The organism is candidate division WOR-3 bacterium, assembly GCA_016867815.1.
Taxonomy (GTDB): Bacteria; Hydrothermota; Tepidihabitantia; order Tepidihabitantales; family Tepidihabitantaceae; genus UBA2258.
This window is the reverse complement of sequence record VGIR01000039.1, coordinates 1-16,147: the sequence shown is the minus strand read 5'-3', so window position 1 is coordinate 16,147 and position 16,147 is coordinate 1. Positions and strand designations below refer to the sequence as shown.

At 61.2% G+C, this 16,147-nt stretch carries 25 protein-coding genes, 1 tRNA gene and 1 pseudogene; 20 read left to right on the top strand and 7 right to left on the bottom strand.

Annotated features, from left to right (window positions below):
* Nucleotides 1-27: 27 nt before the first annotated feature.
* The 19 genes from FJY68_07470 to FJY68_07380 all read left to right on the top strand — a co-directional run bounded on the left by FJY68_07470 (nt 28) and on the right by FJY68_07380 (nt 9,354).
* Nucleotides 28-1,689 carry a tetratricopeptide repeat protein gene (locus FJY68_07470; protein ID MBM3331672.1) on the top strand — a complete coding sequence of 554 codons (1,662 nt, stop codon included), beginning with the start codon at nt 28-30 and terminating at the stop codon, nt 1,687-1,689.
* 270 nt (nt 1,690-1,959) lie between these two features.
* Nucleotides 1,960-2,283 carry a 30S ribosomal protein S10 gene (gene rpsJ, locus FJY68_07465; GenBank protein MBM3331671.1) on the top strand — a complete coding sequence of 108 codons (324 nt, stop codon included), beginning with the start codon at nt 1,960-1,962 and terminating at the stop codon, nt 2,281-2,283.
* On the top strand, nt 2,280-2,900 hold the full coding sequence (locus FJY68_07460; protein MBM3331670.1) for a 50S ribosomal protein L3: 621 nt from the start codon (nt 2,280-2,282) through the stop codon (nt 2,898-2,900). Before rpsJ ends, FJY68_07460 begins: the two co-directional genes overlap by 4 nt.
* A gap of 3 nt (nt 2,901-2,903) precedes the next feature.
* Entirely contained in the window at nt 2,904-3,518 is a 615-nt protein-coding gene (gene rplD / locus FJY68_07455; GenBank protein MBM3331669.1) for a 50S ribosomal protein L4, read from the top strand.
* The gene (locus FJY68_07450) at nt 3,515-3,802 is read left to right on the top strand and encodes a 50S ribosomal protein L23 (GenBank protein ID MBM3331668.1); all 288 of its coding nucleotides are present in this window, start codon (nt 3,515-3,517) and stop codon (nt 3,800-3,802) included. Before rplD ends, FJY68_07450 begins: the two co-directional genes overlap by 4 nt.
* Entirely contained in the window at nt 3,803-4,630 is an 828-nt protein-coding gene (gene rplB / locus FJY68_07445) for a 50S ribosomal protein L2 (GenBank protein MBM3331667.1), read from the top strand.
* Nucleotides 4,630-4,920, top strand: coding sequence for a 30S ribosomal protein S19 (rpsS, locus tag FJY68_07440; protein MBM3331666.1), 291 nt, complete (start codon nt 4,630-4,632; stop codon nt 4,918-4,920). The genes rplB and rpsS overlap by 1 nt, the downstream gene beginning before the upstream one ends.
* 9 nt (nt 4,921-4,929) lie before the next feature.
* Nucleotides 4,930-5,295: a 50S ribosomal protein L22 gene (locus FJY68_07435; protein MBM3331665.1), complete on the top strand. Its 366-nt coding sequence runs from the start codon at nt 4,930-4,932 to the stop codon at nt 5,293-5,295.
* A complete protein-coding gene (rpsC, locus tag FJY68_07430) occupies nt 5,296-5,934 on the top strand; it encodes a 30S ribosomal protein S3 (protein MBM3331664.1) in 639 nt (212 codons plus the stop codon). It begins immediately after the preceding gene.
* Nucleotides 5,935-5,937: 3 nt separating this feature from the next.
* The gene (rplP, locus tag FJY68_07425) at nt 5,938-6,366 is read left to right on the top strand and encodes a 50S ribosomal protein L16 (protein ID MBM3331663.1); all 429 of its coding nucleotides are present in this window, start codon (nt 5,938-5,940) and stop codon (nt 6,364-6,366) included.
* Entirely contained in the window at nt 6,353-6,571 is a 219-nt protein-coding gene (locus tag FJY68_07420) for a 50S ribosomal protein L29 (GenBank protein MBM3331662.1), read from the top strand. Before rplP ends, FJY68_07420 begins: the two co-directional genes overlap by 14 nt.
* Nucleotides 6,564-6,803, top strand: coding sequence for a 30S ribosomal protein S17 (gene rpsQ, locus FJY68_07415; protein ID MBM3331661.1), 240 nt, complete (start codon nt 6,564-6,566; stop codon nt 6,801-6,803). Before FJY68_07420 ends, rpsQ begins: the two co-directional genes overlap by 8 nt.
* Nucleotides 6,800-7,168 carry a 50S ribosomal protein L14 gene (gene rplN / locus FJY68_07410; GenBank protein MBM3331660.1) on the top strand — a complete coding sequence of 123 codons (369 nt, stop codon included), beginning with the start codon at nt 6,800-6,802 and terminating at the stop codon, nt 7,166-7,168. The genes rpsQ and rplN overlap by 4 nt, the downstream gene beginning before the upstream one ends.
* Before the next feature lies 1 nt (nt 7,169).
* Nucleotides 7,170-7,493, top strand: coding sequence for a 50S ribosomal protein L24 (gene rplX / locus FJY68_07405; protein MBM3331659.1), 324 nt, complete (start codon nt 7,170-7,172; stop codon nt 7,491-7,493).
* The gene (gene rplE, locus FJY68_07400) at nt 7,490-8,038 is read left to right on the top strand and encodes a 50S ribosomal protein L5 (GenBank protein ID MBM3331658.1); all 549 of its coding nucleotides are present in this window, start codon (nt 7,490-7,492) and stop codon (nt 8,036-8,038) included. Before rplX ends, rplE begins: the two co-directional genes overlap by 4 nt.
* A 2-nt stretch (nt 8,039-8,040) precedes the next feature.
* On the top strand, nt 8,041-8,226 hold the full coding sequence (locus FJY68_07395; GenBank protein MBM3331657.1) for a type Z 30S ribosomal protein S14: 186 nt from the start codon (nt 8,041-8,043) through the stop codon (nt 8,224-8,226).
* A 9-nt stretch (nt 8,227-8,235) separates the two neighbouring features.
* On the top strand, nt 8,236-8,625 hold the full coding sequence (rpsH, locus tag FJY68_07390) for a 30S ribosomal protein S8 (protein ID MBM3331656.1): 390 nt from the start codon (nt 8,236-8,238) through the stop codon (nt 8,623-8,625).
* Nucleotides 8,626-8,627: 2 nt separating this feature from the next.
* The gene (gene rplF / locus FJY68_07385) at nt 8,628-9,200 is read left to right on the top strand and encodes a 50S ribosomal protein L6 (protein MBM3331655.1); all 573 of its coding nucleotides are present in this window, start codon (nt 8,628-8,630) and stop codon (nt 9,198-9,200) included.
* 79 nt (nt 9,201-9,279) lie between these two features.
* Nucleotides 9,280-9,354, top strand: a tRNA-Glu gene (locus FJY68_07380).
* A gap of 49 nt (nt 9,355-9,403) precedes the next feature.
* Here the strand turns inward: FJY68_07380 and FJY68_07375 are convergent.
* From FJY68_07375 to FJY68_07360, 4 genes and pseudogenes are all read right to left on the bottom strand, one after another.
* Nucleotides 9,404-10,147, bottom strand: a complete 744-nt coding sequence (locus FJY68_07375; GenBank protein MBM3331654.1) for a hypothetical protein — start codon at nt 10,145-10,147, stop codon at nt 9,404-9,406.
* Between the two features lie 145 nt (nt 10,148-10,292).
* On the bottom strand, nt 10,293-11,654 hold the full coding sequence (locus FJY68_07370; protein MBM3331653.1) for a phosphomannomutase/phosphoglucomutase: 1,362 nt from the start codon (nt 11,652-11,654) through the stop codon (nt 10,293-10,295).
* A 322-nt stretch (nt 11,655-11,976) separates the two neighbouring features.
* Nucleotides 11,977-12,585: a J domain-containing protein gene (locus tag FJY68_07365; GenBank protein MBM3331652.1), complete on the bottom strand. Its 609-nt coding sequence runs from the start codon at nt 12,583-12,585 to the stop codon at nt 11,977-11,979.
* A gap of 309 nt (nt 12,586-12,894) precedes the next feature.
* Nucleotides 12,895-13,094: pseudogene (locus FJY68_07360) on the bottom strand (hypothetical protein).
* A 28-nt stretch (nt 13,095-13,122) separates the two neighbouring features.
* Here FJY68_07360 and FJY68_07355 point away from each other — a divergent pair.
* Complete coding sequence (locus FJY68_07355; protein ID MBM3331651.1) at nt 13,123-13,326, top strand: hypothetical protein; 204 nt, start codon at nt 13,123-13,125, stop codon at nt 13,324-13,326.
* On the opposite strand, the gene FJY68_07350 is transcribed toward FJY68_07355, so the two are convergent.
* From FJY68_07350 to FJY68_07340, 3 genes are all read right to left on the bottom strand, one after another.
* Complete coding sequence (locus tag FJY68_07350; GenBank protein MBM3331650.1) at nt 13,321-13,728, bottom strand: hypothetical protein; 408 nt, start codon at nt 13,726-13,728, stop codon at nt 13,321-13,323. The genes FJY68_07355 and FJY68_07350 overlap by 6 nt on opposite strands.
* Nucleotides 13,729-14,034: 306 nt before the next feature.
* Nucleotides 14,035-14,880 (bottom strand): hypothetical protein, encoded by an 846-nt coding sequence (locus FJY68_07345; protein MBM3331649.1) that lies wholly within the window; start codon nt 14,878-14,880, stop codon nt 14,035-14,037.
* 221 nt (nt 14,881-15,101) lie between these two features.
* Nucleotides 15,102-15,608, bottom strand: a complete 507-nt coding sequence (locus FJY68_07340; protein ID MBM3331648.1) for a toll/interleukin-1 receptor domain-containing protein — start codon at nt 15,606-15,608, stop codon at nt 15,102-15,104.
* Nucleotides 15,609-16,147 lie beyond the last annotated feature (539 nt).

Below are 16,147 nucleotides of genomic sequence, written 5' to 3'. Positions count from 1 at the left end.
GTGACGGACTTCGCGCGCCAGGTTCGGATGGGCCTCAGACACCCCGTCTACGCTGTGGTTCTGTGCGCGCTCGTCGCGGTGCTCGTCTACATTCCCACCCTGAAGTACCAGCTGGTCTGGGATGACCTCGGCATAGTGGTGCAGAACCAGTCGTCGCCGCTCCAGTCCTTTGCCCGTTCTTTCTGGTATGGCGGCGGAGCCGGAGTGCTGGGAGACGATCCGTACTATCGCCCGCTGGTGAACTTCAGCCTGGGGGTGGATGAGTTGATCGCCGGGCACCGAGCTTGGTACTTCCACATGGTGAACGTGCTATTGCACGCGGTCCTGGTGTGCCTGGCCTGCGTCGTGGTCTGGCAGTTGTTCGGTTCTGTCCAGGCGGTACTGGTTGCCGGCATGGTGGGCGCGGTACACCCGTTCGCAGCGGACAGCGTTGCCTATGTCAGCGGTCGTACCGATCTGCTGGCAGGCGCCGGGTTGCTGGTCGCTCTCCTCGGTCTTCTGCGATTGCAGAAGCGGCACGACTGGGCCGCCGTCGCGATGATATGGGCCGGGTTTGCCGTCGGGGTGCTCTCCAAAGAAACTGCTGTCATGTTCGCCGTGGTTGCCGGAGTCTGGGTGCTAGGTCCCGGGCTGAGGCGAGCGCGTCGCACAGACTGGATTGCTCTAGCTGGCGTGTGCTTTCTCTTTGTGGCCTATGTTGCCGCTCGCTACGCCGTACTGGGAAACGCGGTTGGTACCGGGGTCGGAAGCAGCGGCGGGGCGTGGCTGGTGCTGTCGCTGGACAACTTCGGACGACTGCTGTTGAGGTCGGTGTGGCCCTGGGGGCAGGGGGTGTTTGTCTGGTCCACGGCAGGTTCCGGCCGGCTCTCTTGGTTTGTCGTCGTCAGTTTCTTGTACATGGCGTTGCCGCTAGTGCTGCGACGGATGCGCCAGTCACGCGAAGCTCTTCTTTTCTGGTTCTGGGGGCTAGTGATGCTGCTGCCCTTCGCGGGGTTCGCCGGGTTCGGTCCGGTCGGCAGGCTCTTGTATGTCCCGGGTATCGGGTTCGTGTTGCTCGCGCTGTACGCAGGCCGCGAAGGGACAAGGGGTCATCGTGGGGCTCGGTCCGGAGCGGTCGTCATCACGCTCGCGTATTGCGCGCTGCTCGCGCTGATTGCTCTGCCTCAGCGCATGAGGGTCTGGCAGGACGGCAACACCCTGTTCAGCAGGATGATACAGGAGGCGCCACTGTACCCGGCAGGCCACTTCAATCGTGCCCATGATCTGCGCCGGCGCGCGGACGTCGACGGAGCAATCGCCGAGTACCGGAGGGCGATTGAGTTGGATCCGAGCATGGCACTCGCGTACTCCAACCTCGGCGCACTGCTGCAATCCAGGGGCGAACTGGCAGAAGCAGAGTCTCTCTATCTGAGGACGATAGGCCTCCGGCCCAACTACGCCCTGGCCTGGAACAACCTCGCCATCGTCCGCTACAAGCGAGGTGACGGTGCCGGCGCAGTACACGCTTTTCGCCGCGCCATCCAGCTGAAGCCGGATGATGCCGGCGCCGTGTACAATCTGGGCCGGGTCTATCAACAGGCCGGGATTGCAGACTCGGCCGCGTCGATGTTCCGACGCGCCTATCGGCTTGACCCGGGCAATCCCCAGATCAGGGCCTCGTATGAGCAGACACACGGGCAGGGGCCATGAGTCGGCGGACGCCGGCCGGGTGTCTGTCTACACCCGGGGCGATCGAAGGCAAGCAGGGAGATGGTGACGCAAGGTGGTGGCAGAGTGGGGAGAGCGGGAATCGGTAGAAAGCAGCAATTCAAGTGTTGACAAGTAGCGCTATTTGGCTATATTGTGCAGCTTTCGCTAGGATGGCGACCGGGCCAAGTTAAAGGCCCCTTTTACAACCGGCTGAAGCGGAAAGGCAGACGAGCTAGACTCGACGACTTTGTTTCGTCGCGTGAGAACGATATGAGTTTGATAAGAAGTGCAAAGAAGATACGCATCAAGCTGAAGGCGTACGACCACCGTATCCTTGACCAGAGCGCCAAGGACATCGTGGACGTCGCGAAGCGCACCGGAGCCCAGGTTTCCGGACCAGTGCCGCTTCCGACCAAGCGTACGTTGTTCACCGTGCTTCGGTCGCCTCACGTTGATAAGAAGTCCCGCGAGCAATTTGAACTGCGAGTGCACAAGCGTCTGATAGAGATATCCAACGCTACGGCAGAAATGGTCGATGCCTTGATGAAGCTGGAAGTGCCGGCGGGGGTAGAGGTGGAGATCAAGTCGGCATGAAAGCACTCATCGGTCAGAAAGGCATCATGGCCCAGCTCTACGATGAGAGGGGCGTAGTTGTGCCGGCGACCGAGGTGAAGGTCGGCGAGTGCGTTGTCGTCGGAAAGCGCACGCAGGAGCTGAACGGCTACGAGGCGCTTCAGATCGGCTTCGGAGCGGTGTCGAAGCGCAAGTCTAAGAAGTCGCTGCTTGGCTTCTACAAGAAAGCAGGAGTGCCGCCAGCCAGATCCCTGCAGGAGATACTGGTTGACAAGATTGCCGACTACCATGTCGGTCAGAAGCTGGGCGTGGACGTGTTTGCCCTGGGCGACCGGGTGCACGTGACCGGCATCACTCGGGGACGGGGGTTCACCGGGGGAATGAAGCGCTGGGGTTGGCACGGCGGCCCGGCCTCGCACGGCTCGATGTTCAGTCGCAGAATCGGTTCGCTTGGTTCGGGTACGACCCCGGGACGCCCGCTGAAGGGGCGGACAGGGGCAGGTCACTACGGTGTCGAACAGGTCACAATCCGGAACTTGTCAATCGTCAAGCTCGATCGCGAGAAGGGCGTGTTGTACGTGAACGGTGCGATACCCGGCTTCCGAGGGAGTCTGGTTCTGATCAGGAAGAGGGCGTAGACCGTGGATCTGCTGACGATAACCGGCGCGGTGAAGGGGCAAGTCGAGTTGCCGGCCGCGTTGTTTGACCAGAAGGGCAAGAAGGGCCTGGTGTGGGAGTCGGTCAAGTGCTATCTGGCGAACCAGCGTCAGGGCAACGCCTGCACCAAGACCCGGGCCGAAGTCTCCGGCACCGGCAAGAAGCCGCACCGCCAGAAGCATACTGGCCATGCGCGCCAGGGATCGAGACGCTCGCCGCAATTCGTTGGCGGTGGTATTGCCTGGGGTGCCAGGCCTCGAGACTACTACTACGAGCTGCCCAAGAAACTCCGACGTCAGGCGCTGGCGCTGGCTCTGAGCGCGAGGAAGGGCGAGGAGGCGGTCACGGTAGTAGAGGATTTCGAACTGCCTCAGCCCAAGACGAGTGAGATGGTCAAAGTGCTCAAGGGACTGAATCTCAACGGCAAGGTGCTGCTGCTTACTGGCGCAGCTTCCGAGACCCTGAAACGCGCCAGTAGGAATCTGCCGGGCTTGACCGTAACAACCGCGCGGCTGGTAAACACATATGACGTTGTCTCACATGAGCGGATTGTACTCACCGAGTCGGCCCTGAAGCAGCTTGAGACGAGGGCGATATGACTGAGCCTACCCGAGTAGTCTTGAGCCACGTGGTAACAGAGAAGGCGGAGCGGCTCAAGGCTGAGCAGTCGCGGTACACGTTCAAGGTGTCACCAACCGCCAACAAGATTGAGATTCGTGATGCGGTTGAGCGGCTTTTCAAGGTCCACGTGCGCGAGGTTCGGGTAATGAACTACCTGGGCAAGATGCGGCGCATGGGTAGGTTCGCGGGCCGCCGTTCGGACTGGAAGAAGGCGGTGGTGACTCTCAAGCAGGGGGAGCGAATCGAGAGTCTGGAGCGCTAGATGGGCATCAAGACCTACCGCCCGATGACACCTTCTCGGCGCTACTACATGGTGGATACGTTCGACGACATCACCCGCCAGAAGCCACACGCATCACTGCTGAGACCGCTACCCAAGTCTGGCGGCAGGAACAACACCGGCCGGAAGACGAACAAGTGGATAGGCGGAGGCGAGAAGCAGCAGTACCGGGTTATAGACTTTCTTCGCGACAAGACCGGGATTCCGGGCAAGGTCGTTTCAGTCGAGTATGACCCCAATCGAACTCCCAGAATCGCACTGGTCTGCTACGCTGACGGTGAGTATCGCTACATTCTCTGCTCCCAAGGAATGAAGGTGGGGGACACCGTTGGTTCGGGCAGCGGCCTGCCGATCCGCGATGGCAACGCGATGCCGCTCTCGGAAGTGCCGGTCGGGGTCGAGATTCACAACCTGCAACTCTACCCGCGCAGTCGTTCGTTCCTGGTGCGTTCGGCGGGAACGGCTGCCCAGTTGCTGAACAAAGAGGAAGACATGGCAGTCATCAAGCTGCCGTCCGGAGAGATCCGGCGGTTCCATCTTGCCTGCATGGCGACCGTGGGGAGGCTGTCTTGTCCTGAGCACAAGGACATTTCCATCGGCAAGGCCGGCCGGTCTCGTCATATGGGCATCAGACCGGTGTCGCGAGCCGTCGCCATGAACCCGATTGACCACCCTATGGGCGGTGGTGAGGGAAAGAGCTCTGGCGGCCGACATCCCTGCTCCGAACGCGGGATTCCGGCCAAGGGCTACAAGACCCGCAACCGAAAGAAGAAGTCGAGCCGTATGATCGTCCAGAGGAGAAAGAGATAGTGGGGCGTTCAATCAAGAAGGGCCCGTACATCGATCAGAAGCTCTTCCGCCGTGTGCGCCAGCAAGTTGAGGCTGGCGAGAAGAGGACGGTCAAGACCTATGCCCGCCGGAGCGTTATTCCTCCCGAGTTCGTCGGCCACACGATCGCGGTTCACAACGGCCGACAGTTTCTGCCGGTGTACGTGACCGAGAGGATGGTGGGACACCGACTTGGTGAGTTCTCTCCGACGCGGACGTTCCGGCAGCATTCGGGCGTGCGCAAGGAAAAGGCCGAAGAGAAGAAGAGCTAGGCAACCGCGATGATAGAGGCCACAGCCATCGGTCGATTCCAGCCTGGGTCAGCCAAGAAGCTGGCGCTGGTCGCAGACTTGATTCGCGGCCGGGACGTGCCGACTGCGCTGCGTACGATGACATTCCTGGTCAAGCCTTCCAAGGCACCAATCATGAAGACGTTGCGCTCGGCCGTTGCCAATGCCATCGTGAAGGCAGGCAAGGCGAAGCTGAAGGAAGAGGACCTGGTCGTTGCTGAGGTGCGTGTGGACCAGGGGCCGATTCTCAAGCCCAGACGCTGGCAGCCCGGTCCGCGCGGTATGGCAACGCCGATTCGAAAGCCGACGGTCCACGTCCGGGTCCGGGTCGCTACCAAAAAGGGAGTAAGAGTCTAGATGGGACAGAAGACGCACCCGATCGGGTTCCGGCTCGGGATAAGCAAGGACTGGAAGTCATCCTGGTTCTCGAAGCGGGGCTACAGCGCATACCTGCACGAGGACCTGAAGGTACGCCGCTACATCGAGACGAAGCTTGCCGATGCCATGATTTCCGATGTCCTGATCAAGCGAGTGGCCAACAGGACCACAGTGACCGTTTTCACGGCGCGGCCGGGGATGGTGTTTGGTACGCGCCGTCAGGCACTGGACGGGTTGCGTGAGGAACTTAAGGCACTGATCGGGCGAGATGTGCAGATCATGGTCGAGGTCGTGCGGGTGCCGGAACTTGAATCCAAATTGGTCGCCCAGAACGTGGCGAGGCAACTTGAGCAGCGAGTCGCGCATCGCCGGGCTATGAAGCGGGCCGTGACCCAGGCGATGCGGCTTGGCGCCCCGGGCATCAAGGTGATGGTGGCAGGTCGCCTCGGTGGGCACGAGATCGCCCGGACGGAGTGGTATCGCGAAGGCCGCGTACCCCTGCATACACTGAAAGCCGACATCGACTATGCTACCGACGTTGCCAAGACTATTGCCGGTACCGTGGGCGTCAAGGTCTGGATCTACAAAGGCGACGCAGGTGTAGGTGAGAGGGCATAGAGCATGTTGATGCCGAAGCGAGTGAAGTACCGCCGCGCGATGCGGGGTCGGATGAGCGGAAAGGCCACGCGTGCGAACCGCGTCGACTTCGGTGATCAGGGATTGATGGCACTGGAGCCATGCTGGATTACGGCACGCCAGATAGAAGCCGCGAGGATATGCCTTTCCAAGTCGCTCAAGCGAGCCGGCAAGATGTGGATAAGGATCTTTCCAGACAAGCCGGTGTCCAAGAAGGCCGCCGAATCCCGAATGGGAAAAGGCAAGGGAACGCCGGAGTTCTGGGTAGCGGTGGTGAAACCGGGTACCGTGATGTTCGAGCTGGGAGGTCTAACCCAGGCCGAATCCAACGTGGCCCTGCGTCAGGCCGGCAGCAAGATGCCGTGCCGCACCCGGGTAGTGATTCGTGGAGAGATGAGTTATGAAGGCTTCTGAGTTGCGCGAGATGACGCAGGATGAGATTCGACGAAAGCTGGCCGAGCTGCGTGATGAGCAGTTCAAGCTCAGGCTGCGCCGGTCTGCCGAGCAGCTGCCGAATCCGCTCCGGCTGCGGTTGCTGAGACGAGATGTTGCCCGTTGCCTGACTGTTTTGCGCGCCAAGGAAATGGAAACGGAGTCCGCGGAGAAGAAGAATGCTTGAGAATCGGCGTAAAGTCGTAGGCAAAGTGGCGTCGGCCAAGATGCAGAAGACGGTTGTCGTTACCGTACAGCGTCTGGAGCTGCATCCCAAGTATAAGAAGTATATTCGCAAGCGGACAAAGCTATACGCGCATGACGAACGTGCCGAGTGCAAAGAGGGTGATCGCGTTGAGCTCATCGAGACCAGGCCGATGTCCAGAATGAAGCGCTGGCGGGTGGTGAAGAAGCTATGATTCAGGATTTCAGCCGACTCGTGGTGACTGACAATTCCGGAGCCCGGCTGGCGATGGTGATCAGGGTCTACGGTGGTTCGCGGCGCAGGTTCGGCTGGCTGGGCGACACGGTGATGGTTACGGTCAAGGACGCTCTGCCGAACGGTACGGTCAAAGCCGGGGAGAAGTCCAAGGCTATCGTCGTGCGCTGCCGCAAGGAGCACAGACGCCCGGACGGAACCTACGTGCGCTTTGACGACAACGCATGCGTGCTGGTTGATGAGAAGGGCGAGCCGAAGGGTACGCGCGTTTTCGGACCCGTGGCGCGCGAATTGCGAGAGCGGAAGTACACGAAGATTGTCTCGCTGGCTGCAGAGGTGGTTTGATATGCACCTGCGCAAAGGCGATTTGGTTGAGGTCCTTGCCGGTGAAGAGCGGGGTCGTCGAGGCAAGGTCCTGCGCCTGAAAATGGACAAGGACAGCTGCCGGTACCGCATCTTTGTTGAGGGTCTCAACCTCTCCAAGAAGCACCAGCGTGCCCGCGGCGCGGGCAAGCCGGGCGGGATTGTCGACCTGCCCAACGCTTTGGATGCTTCCAATGTCGCGCTTCTGTGTCCCAAGTGCGGCAAGCGGACCAAGGTGCGACGGGAGCCACATGAGGGTCGGCGTGTGCGCATCTGCCGGAAGTGCGAAGAGATTATTGACGTATGACACCCAGGCTAAAGCAGGACTACCTGAAGCGCGTCGTGCCGGCGATGACGGTGCGTTTCGGCTACAAGAACCGACACCAGGTTCCGCGTCTGCTGAAGGTCGTGGTCAATACGACGACCAAGGATGCCGTCGCCGACGGGAAGGTGCTTGACCTGATCAGTGAGGATATCGGCGTAATTACCGGCCAGAGGCCCTGTCGCACCGTGGCGAAGCGCGACCTCTCAACGTACAAGATCCGTTCAGGTATGCCGCTGGGCGTGAAGGTGACGCTCCGGGGAGACCGGATGTTTGAGTTCATAGACCGCCTGTTCAACTTCGCCTCACCCCGGATCCGTGACTTCCATGGGTTCAAGCCGGACTCATTCGACGGGCGGGGAGGCTACAGTATGGGACTACAGGAGCAGGCGATATTCCCGGAGCTGGAAGTCTCCAAGGTGAAGAAGATATTTGGCATGAACATTACTTTCCATACTTCCGCCAAGCATGACGACGAGGCCCGGGCCTTGCTCGCCGAACTCGGGCTGCCGTTCGCCAAGGGTAAGTAGAGATGGCGCGCCGCTGCTGGATCGTCAAGTCAGGACAAGAGCCGAAGTTCAAGGTGCGAAAGCACAATCGGTGTCAGCGCTGCTTCCGCTCCCGTGCGGTCTACCGCGAATTCATGCTCTGCCGACTTTGCTTCCGCGACCTCGCTCTGCGAGGCGAGATACCGGGTTTGCGCAAGGCGACCTGGTGAGGAGGGGTTTTGGACGCGTTTGCTGATTTCTTGACCCGCATCCGGAACGGCTTCCGCATCCGGCAGAGGGAAGTTTCCGCACCGTACGCGCGTATGAAGTACGAGCTTGCCCGCGTGCTTCTGGAGGAAGGCTTCATCAGCAATTTCCAGGTTGAGGGCGAGGGTCACCACAAGCGCATCATAATCAGCTTGAAGTACGACGAGGATGGTGCGTCGGTGATTCGTGGCATCGAGATGATATCCCGTCAGAGCCGCCGGCTGCATGTCGGGGTCGACCAGATTCCCAAGGTCATTGGCGGTCTGGGCGTCGCGGTTCTAACGACGTCGCGGGGAGTGATGACTGACCGCGACGCGCGCCGCAAGCGTGTCGGCGGAGAGCCAATCTGCAAGGTCTGGTAGCTATGGCCAAGTCGTATCGATCACTGGCGATTCCGGCGGGTGTGGAAGTGAAGGTCCAGCCTGGCCAGGTAGCCGTCAAAGGCAAGCTGGGGGCTTTGGTGGTGAACGTTCTCCCGGGCCTCACGGTGAAGGTCGCCGACGGCCAGGTGGTGGTGGACTGTGAGCCGTCCGTGCCTCGGGTCCATGTTGGCTCTCTGCGGGCCCACATCGGCAATGCCTTCGTGGGGGTGACGCAGGGCTATCAGAAGGTGCTGGAACTGCGCGGCATGGGATACAAGGCGCAAAAGACGAAGGAAGGCGTTCAGGTTTCCTGCGGTTTCTCGCATCCGGTCGACTTCAGCGCGCCTGCAGGTGTGACGATGGATGTCAGCCAAGTGCCTGATCCAGACGACACCAAGCTGCAGATGTTCGAGATAGTGGTACGCGGATCAGACCGACATGTCGTCGGTCAGTTGGCCGCCGTCATTCACGGCACCAAGCCGCCCGACGTCTATCGTGGCAAGGGCATCCGGTACAAGGGACAGCACGTGCGCAAGAAGCAGGGCAAGCGCGCGGCCGGCACCCAGACGGCCTAGTCAGCTCTTTCCGCAACCGTTGCTGGGGCTGTGGGCGTTGCTTGACTGACGCCTGCTACGGACTAGTATTCTGCGGCGAGGCCCCATCGTCTAGTCTGGTCTAGGACATTTGGTTCTCAGCCAAGAGACTGCGGTTCAAATCCGCATGGGGCTATGAGGCGGCCTTGGTGGCCGCCTTCTCTTTTGTGTCCGCGCAGGACCGGCTATGATGAACCGCGGACGTGGTGCTTGGGCGCGGGGAGATAGTCAGGCTTGAGGTTGTGCAGGCCGGCAAAGAGGTTGGTCCGGATGCGCGGGTCCTCGGCATAGAGCCTTTCCAGAAACCGGCGAACCACCCGGCGAGAACTCGAGCATTCGTACGGGCACGCGTTGCGAACCGGCCGCAGGTCAGCGTCTTTCAGGTACCGCCGTACCAGCGTCTTGTCCACATAGTAGAGCGGGCGAAGAATCACGAGCTTGCCGTCAAAGAGAGGCTGGGCCGGCAGGATGGTTCTGGCAGAGGATGTGTAGAGCAGGTTCATCAAGAAGGTCTCGTTCACGTCGTCGAGGTTGTGCGCGAGCGCGAGCTTTCTGCTGCCTGCCTTGTCGCAGTATGAGAAGAGCGCCCGGCGCCGTTCCCGCGAGCAGGTGTAACACGAGTCCTCACCGTGACGCTGCCCGTCCGCCTGCAGATCGGTTCGCAACACCTCGCACTCCACGCCGATGGCCCGGCAGGCCTTCACGACCCGCGCCGAGTTCCAGTTTTCAAACCCGGGGTGAACGTGGACCGCGCGCAGGTCCCAGCCGCGTCTGCCCGCCCGGTTCAGGGACTCCAGCAGATGAAGCAGGCAGAGGCTGTCCACGCCGCCCGAGATTCCGACCACGACTCTCTCGCCGTCTGAGATCAGCCGGTTTGAGCCGATGGTCTTGTGGACCAATCGAGCCACGCGCCTCTTGATCCAGCTCATGGAAGAGGGCGAAGTACCGGGGACAAAGGACCAGGCAAGTGAGAGAGCTGCAGAGGCGGGTCTTCGGGGCGTTCGTTTCTCAGTCCGACTTGGGAATCCGTCCTTCGGACCTGCTTTGTCACTGGTACTTGGGCTTGCTGCTATCCTACTCCGGTAGCTTCACCTGCGGGTACTTGGCCAACTGATCGTAGAAGAGCTTCTGGATCTCGGCCAGCCGTTCCTTGGTCTTGGCTTCGAAGCGGAGGACCAGGACGGCCTGCGTGTTCGATGCGCGGATCAGTCCCCACCCGTCAGGGAACACCACCCGGGCGCCGTCGATGTCTATGACCGGGTACTTCCCGCGGAAGTAGTCGCGCACCTCGCCCACGATTCTGAACTTCAGTTCCTCCGGGCACGACGCCCGCAGCTCCGGCGTGGTCGGGTACGAGGGCATTTCCGCGGCGAGGTCGGATAGCTTCCGGCCGGTGGAGGCGATGATGCTGAGCAGACGGAGGGACGCGAACAGGGCGTCGTCATATCCGTAGTAGTCGTCGGCAAAGAACATGTGGCCCGACATCTCGCCGGCCAGCAGGGCTCCCTCCTCTTTCATCTTCGCCTTGATCAGGGAATGGCCGGTCTTCCACATCAGCGGTGTGCCGCCGATCCGTTCGAGGTACTCGACCAGCGCCTGCGAGCATTTCACCTCGAAGACTATCTTCGCGCCCGGGTGTTTCTTGATGACCTCAGCGGCGCAGATGCCGAGCAGCCGGTCGCCGTACACCGACTTGCCCTTGTCATCGATGGCACCGATGCGGTCGGAGTCACCGTCATACCCGATGCCGCAGTCGAATCCTCCGGCCAGCACCAGGTCGGCGAGCTGCTTCATGTACTTCGGTACGGTCGGGTCGGGCACGTGGGCCGGGAAGTTGCCGTCCGGTTGCAGGTTGATGTATTCTGGTTCGATCCTGGTGCCGGAGAAGAGACGCTCGATCAGGACACCGGCGCAGCCGTTGCCAGGATCGAAGCCCACACGCAGCGGCCTGGAGATGGACACTTTTGACCGGACCATCTCGATATAGGCCGGGACGACATCCTTCGAGCCGAGCGTGCCCTTGCCCTGCCTGAACCTGCCTGATTCCATCAGCCGGCGCAGGAGCTGGATCTCCTCGCCGTGGATGGTGGTTTTCGCCAGGCCCACCTTGAATCCGTTATATGGCGGCGGGTTGTGACTGGCGGTCACCATTATCCCGGCGCGTGAATCGAGGAAGAACTGCGAGAAGTAGAAGACCGGGGTTGGCACGACCCCGATGTCGGTGACGTCGAGCCCGGTTGAGAGCAGGCCGTCGACAAGGGCCTTCTGGATGCGCGGGCCCGACAACCGGACATCGCGGCCGACGGGGCAGAAAGTCGCGCCGTGCTCAAGTGCGTAGGTGCCGAAGGCCTGTCCGAGCCGATGCACTTCGTCGTCGGGTAGCTCGGTTTCCGCGATGCCGCGGATGTCATATTCTCTGAAGATGAGCGGGTTCATGACTTCATCCTAGCAAAGAAGCGCTGTCAGGCAACCCGGCAATGAAACCCGGAATCCGACGTGTGACCAACAAGGCCTCAAGCAGACAGAAACACCGGAGCGAGGCTGCCCTGATGCACGCCGTCAAATCCCGATTGCCGTCCTCGGTTCGGAGCTGTGTCTGCGTTTTTCCGCGATCGATCGTTCTTCTGCTTTACGTCTGGGTGGTGAACTTCTATTCCGGTTCTCTATTGGGCGTCGGCAGGCTGGAGAGGAGAGAACCCGGAACCGGTTGAGACTCGGACCTAGGCCGTCATTCGGCGTTCTTCACCGCGTTCCCGCGCTACTTCCCGCCGCGGGTGGATGCCGGGGTGCTCTTCTTTATGAACTCCCACGCGCCCATCGATAGACGGCCCTTGATTTCGCCGCAGGCCTCAGTCACAAGGAATACCGGGTTGCCCTTCGAGCCGAAGTGCTTCACGATGCAGTTCGATATGTCGGTTGCGGTGAGTCTGGAGGTGCAGAATATGCACGTGGTAATGTATGAGTGGTAGCTGGCGATGACTTTGTCGTTGAGCAGGGCTTTGATGACCACGTTCCGATCCGGTATCGAGCCCCCGGTTACGATCATGAACAACCTCTCCTGGGGGGTCTGCTCCGTCTCGGGAGAGGCGCCGGACTCCGACGTCGGCGTGTGACCCTCGTCGTATTGCTTGCGTCTGACCGGATCGCCCAGGATGAAGAAGGCCTCGTTGAAGTGAGCAAGCCGGTCGTTCGATGCCTTCCACGCCGACGGGTCGGGAGATGTTCCCAGCCGGTCGGGGTGGGATAGCTTGACGAGCTTGATGTAGGCGGCGCGTATCTCGGAGTCGGTGGCGTCACGCGGCACTCCCAGGGTCTCGTAGCAGTCGTTAATCGGCGTTTCGTCAGGCAAGCTGACCTCTATGTGCAGCGGTGTCGTTACGGCCGGCCATCGGTCTCTCGGTCTGCAGGTAGTTCATCCGATGCGTCTCAACCACAGAAAGGTATAATAGCCCTGCAAGAACCGGCAGTCAAGGCCGCGTAGTGCTCCTTGCGTCTATGCAAACGCAGTCCCGGTTGCTGTCAGGGCACAGGTTCAGTCCGCAATTCTGTCCGGGCCTGCGGGCAGCCGGCACCCAGGATGGTATAAGCCTACGCGGCTGACGTTCTGCGCTGGTGGAAGAGGCGGCATGAGCACCGCGGGAATCGTCCATTGTCTCGCCCTGTCCGCCGAGTTGATTCAGCGACGACGGCCCAGAGCCAGTCCGATGGCGACCCCGAAGCCCATGCCGCAGCTTGCTCCCAACGTTAGCCAGAGCGCGATCTCGCCTGTGGCTACGCCCAAGGCGTCCCGGTTCCCGCACCGAAATCAATTCCCAGGCCTACGCCGAGGGCCAGATATCCGCCCGGTTTCTGCTGGTCAGCTTCGTCTACCTGCATCGCTTCTCTTTTGGCAGAGACATGCAAGATGGGGAAAGGAGTCCGAGGCGACCAGCCGGACCACGGGTCCAGAAGGCCGGTCGATGCGGCGGTCTTACTCGTATTCGGGTGGTGGCCCGAACAGGTCGATCACTTCAAACCCCAAGCCGACCGCCGCGCCCAGTTCCAGGCCCAGAAGCGCCTGATACCCGATGGCCTGAAGTCCGCCCTCCCCAACGATCAGGTGCTATAGCCTGTACAGCCCGTAGCCGACACCGACTATCGCCCCCATGATGACGAAGCGGCCGAACTTGAAGCGGGTAAGTGATTTCTGCACGTAGGCCGCCGCCATGAGAGAAAAGCCGACCGGCAGGGCATAGGTGGCCGGGCCGGCAAACGCGAGCAGGTCACCCTTCAGGGCCGTGCGGAAGAGCATCCAGAATACGATCACGGCAACAGCGTGGGCCGGCCCCTGCAGCTGCACCGAGGCATAGATGAGAGCTCCCATGAATCCGAACAGCGCGTATTCCAGCATGGTCTCGGGCAGTTGGAAGAACTGCCCCTGGTGTCTGAGGAAGCCCACGGCGGCAACTGCAATCAGTGCGACCGCGACGTAGCCGATGGTGAAGAGAAACCGGCGGACCGTCAGACTCACGCTAGTATTGTCACCTATTGGAATGGGGAGTCAAGAAGAGTCGGCTGGCGGACGTCAGCGCACGACGCAGTCCGGCCCGGCAAGTGCCTGGGCCTCGTTCCGGCCCCGGCTCGCGGTCCATCACGATCTGCCGCCGGACAACGGCAACCAGCCGGCCAGCGGCGGATACTGTTGGGTGGCCCTGACTTTGGAACTGAGAGCCGACCATTCGCGACCACTGACCGGTACCGGCTACGGACCTGTGTGTGCATGGCGCAAGCGGGAGGAGCCGTCGGGCTCCTCCCGCCTGGGTCACTGTGCTTGAGGCTATCGTGCGGTCTGTATCTTGTACGGCAACAGCCAGCCGTTGTAGTCGTAGGGCGCAACCCGGTCCATCAGCGTGTTCCTGGTCATCAGGTCGAAGATAGCGAACCTGAAGCCCGGAATCATCTGCGCGTGCCAGGTGCCCGTGAATACACCGCCTCCCTGGTTATCGAACGGCACCCTTACGAACGCCGAGCCCCAGAAGGCATGGAGCCAGGCATACCCTTCGGTCGCGTTAGTGTAGAGGGTGATATCCAACTGCTCGCCGGGAGTGAATGCTACCAGGCTGTCAACGTGGTAATAGGCAGCAAGCGGGTCGACAATCAGGATGTCGCGCAGCGAGCTGTGGATCTTCAGAGAGTCAATCCGCACCGTGCTCGTGGTCTCGGACTGGCCGTACGCCAGGGAGATCTTGTTCAGCTTCCAGCCCCGGTATGCGGCTGTATCACTGCCCTCACGCCTGAAGATCCCGTTGATCTGCACCGCCTCCTGCAGCGGCTTCGTCCATTTGGCCGCCGTCGTATCGCTGGTCATGATCCAATGGAATACCTCACCGTAGTTGTGCTGATGCCAGCCGACCCGGGCCGTATCGCCCTGGACCTGTACATCGATTGTCGCTGCGGAATCGTGGGTCTGCGGACCGCGCCACCATTTGCCCATGGTTGTGTCTTCGGACAGTTGAGCGTTCTCGGTCGAGTCGCCGGCAGTGCCGGACGTGAAGTGGGCGGGGTCCCCCTTCACCAGTGCCCGCACCGCATCCTCGTCGGTCTCGAACTCCGGCTTCTGGCAGGCAACAAAGCATGTCGCCGCGAACACGAACATCAGAGCCACTACCAGTGCTTTGCGCATCTTTCTCTCCTTTTGTGTCTCGGTCCTGCAAAGAGTATCAGCCAGCGCTGGCGGCGTGTCAAGGCCGAACGGTTCGGGGACCGGGGATTGGCTGAAAGCCGGACTATTACCTGCTGCCTTCCTGACTATCAGCCTCGCGGCTTCGCCGCGTCCAACCTGTAGTCTGGAATCCAGAACGGGATGGTTAGCTGCCCTCGGCAGCGCGATGTCCCGAAGCTACCTCAGTAGTCGGCCGTCCCTGAGTCCCCCTGGTTCCCCGTACGTTCGCCCCGCGGGGGGCGCGGGCCACCGATGCTCAACTGGACAGTGACCAGCAGTTCCTCGTAGCCCGAATCCCATCCCTTGCGGACGAAGTCCAGGTGCGGACGACACGCGATGCAGTCGGGCCACCCGGAGTCGTCAATCCTCGCCGGCAGCACCATGGTGCGGCGCCCGCCGAGGCTCCCCGTAATGACCGCCTTAAGTTCCTGCTGGACCCAGTTCGACCAGACCGAGGCGGTAGAGATGACCGGAATGACGCAGTCGACGGGCCGAACCGCGTTCGCTATCCACTCGACGAGGAACACACCGGCAGACATATCCACGACGTCGATCCATGGGGTGATTCGATCCTGGCGCAACGCTACGGTCAGCCGGCTCGCGAAACCGCGGTCCGCGGGGCTGTGGGGAATGATGATGTGAGGCTGGGTGCCGCCTGCAGGAGTGCAGGCCTGAGTGTCTCCCTTCACATCCGCCTAACTGGCAGGGCGCCGATCAGCAGTATGAGGTGTGTTCGGACTCGGGCTGGCGAGTCGCGAACCCCGGAGTGAAGGGGTAGGTCCCACATGCACCGTTGCCGTCAAGGCCAGGGTGAACCCGACATCCATCGGGAGTAGGATACTCAGAACACAGGTCATGTCAAGTCGGCGGGAGTCAGGACGAGGGGTCGAGAGATCGAGGGATAGAGGGATCGAGTGGCAGGGAGCCGTCAGTCGGCTTGAGCTTGTGCTTGCGCTGGCTTGATGCTTGCGGCTTGAAGCTGCGGCGCAGACGCCTCGACCTCAACCTTGACCTCAACCTCGCGGCGCAGCCGCGTCGGGTGTCCCGAAGCTTCCCGGAATGGGGTGGCTGTCCTTGACCCGCATTGGAAAATGGGAAGTGGAGCTTGTCTAAAAACCAGCTGATTCGTGCCTTTTGACGCATCCTTCGGTGTCTGACAACGTCTAATAGTTAGTGCGGTTTCCCCTGACAATCTGGTCTTCGGATGAAAGGAGTCACTGACTCATGC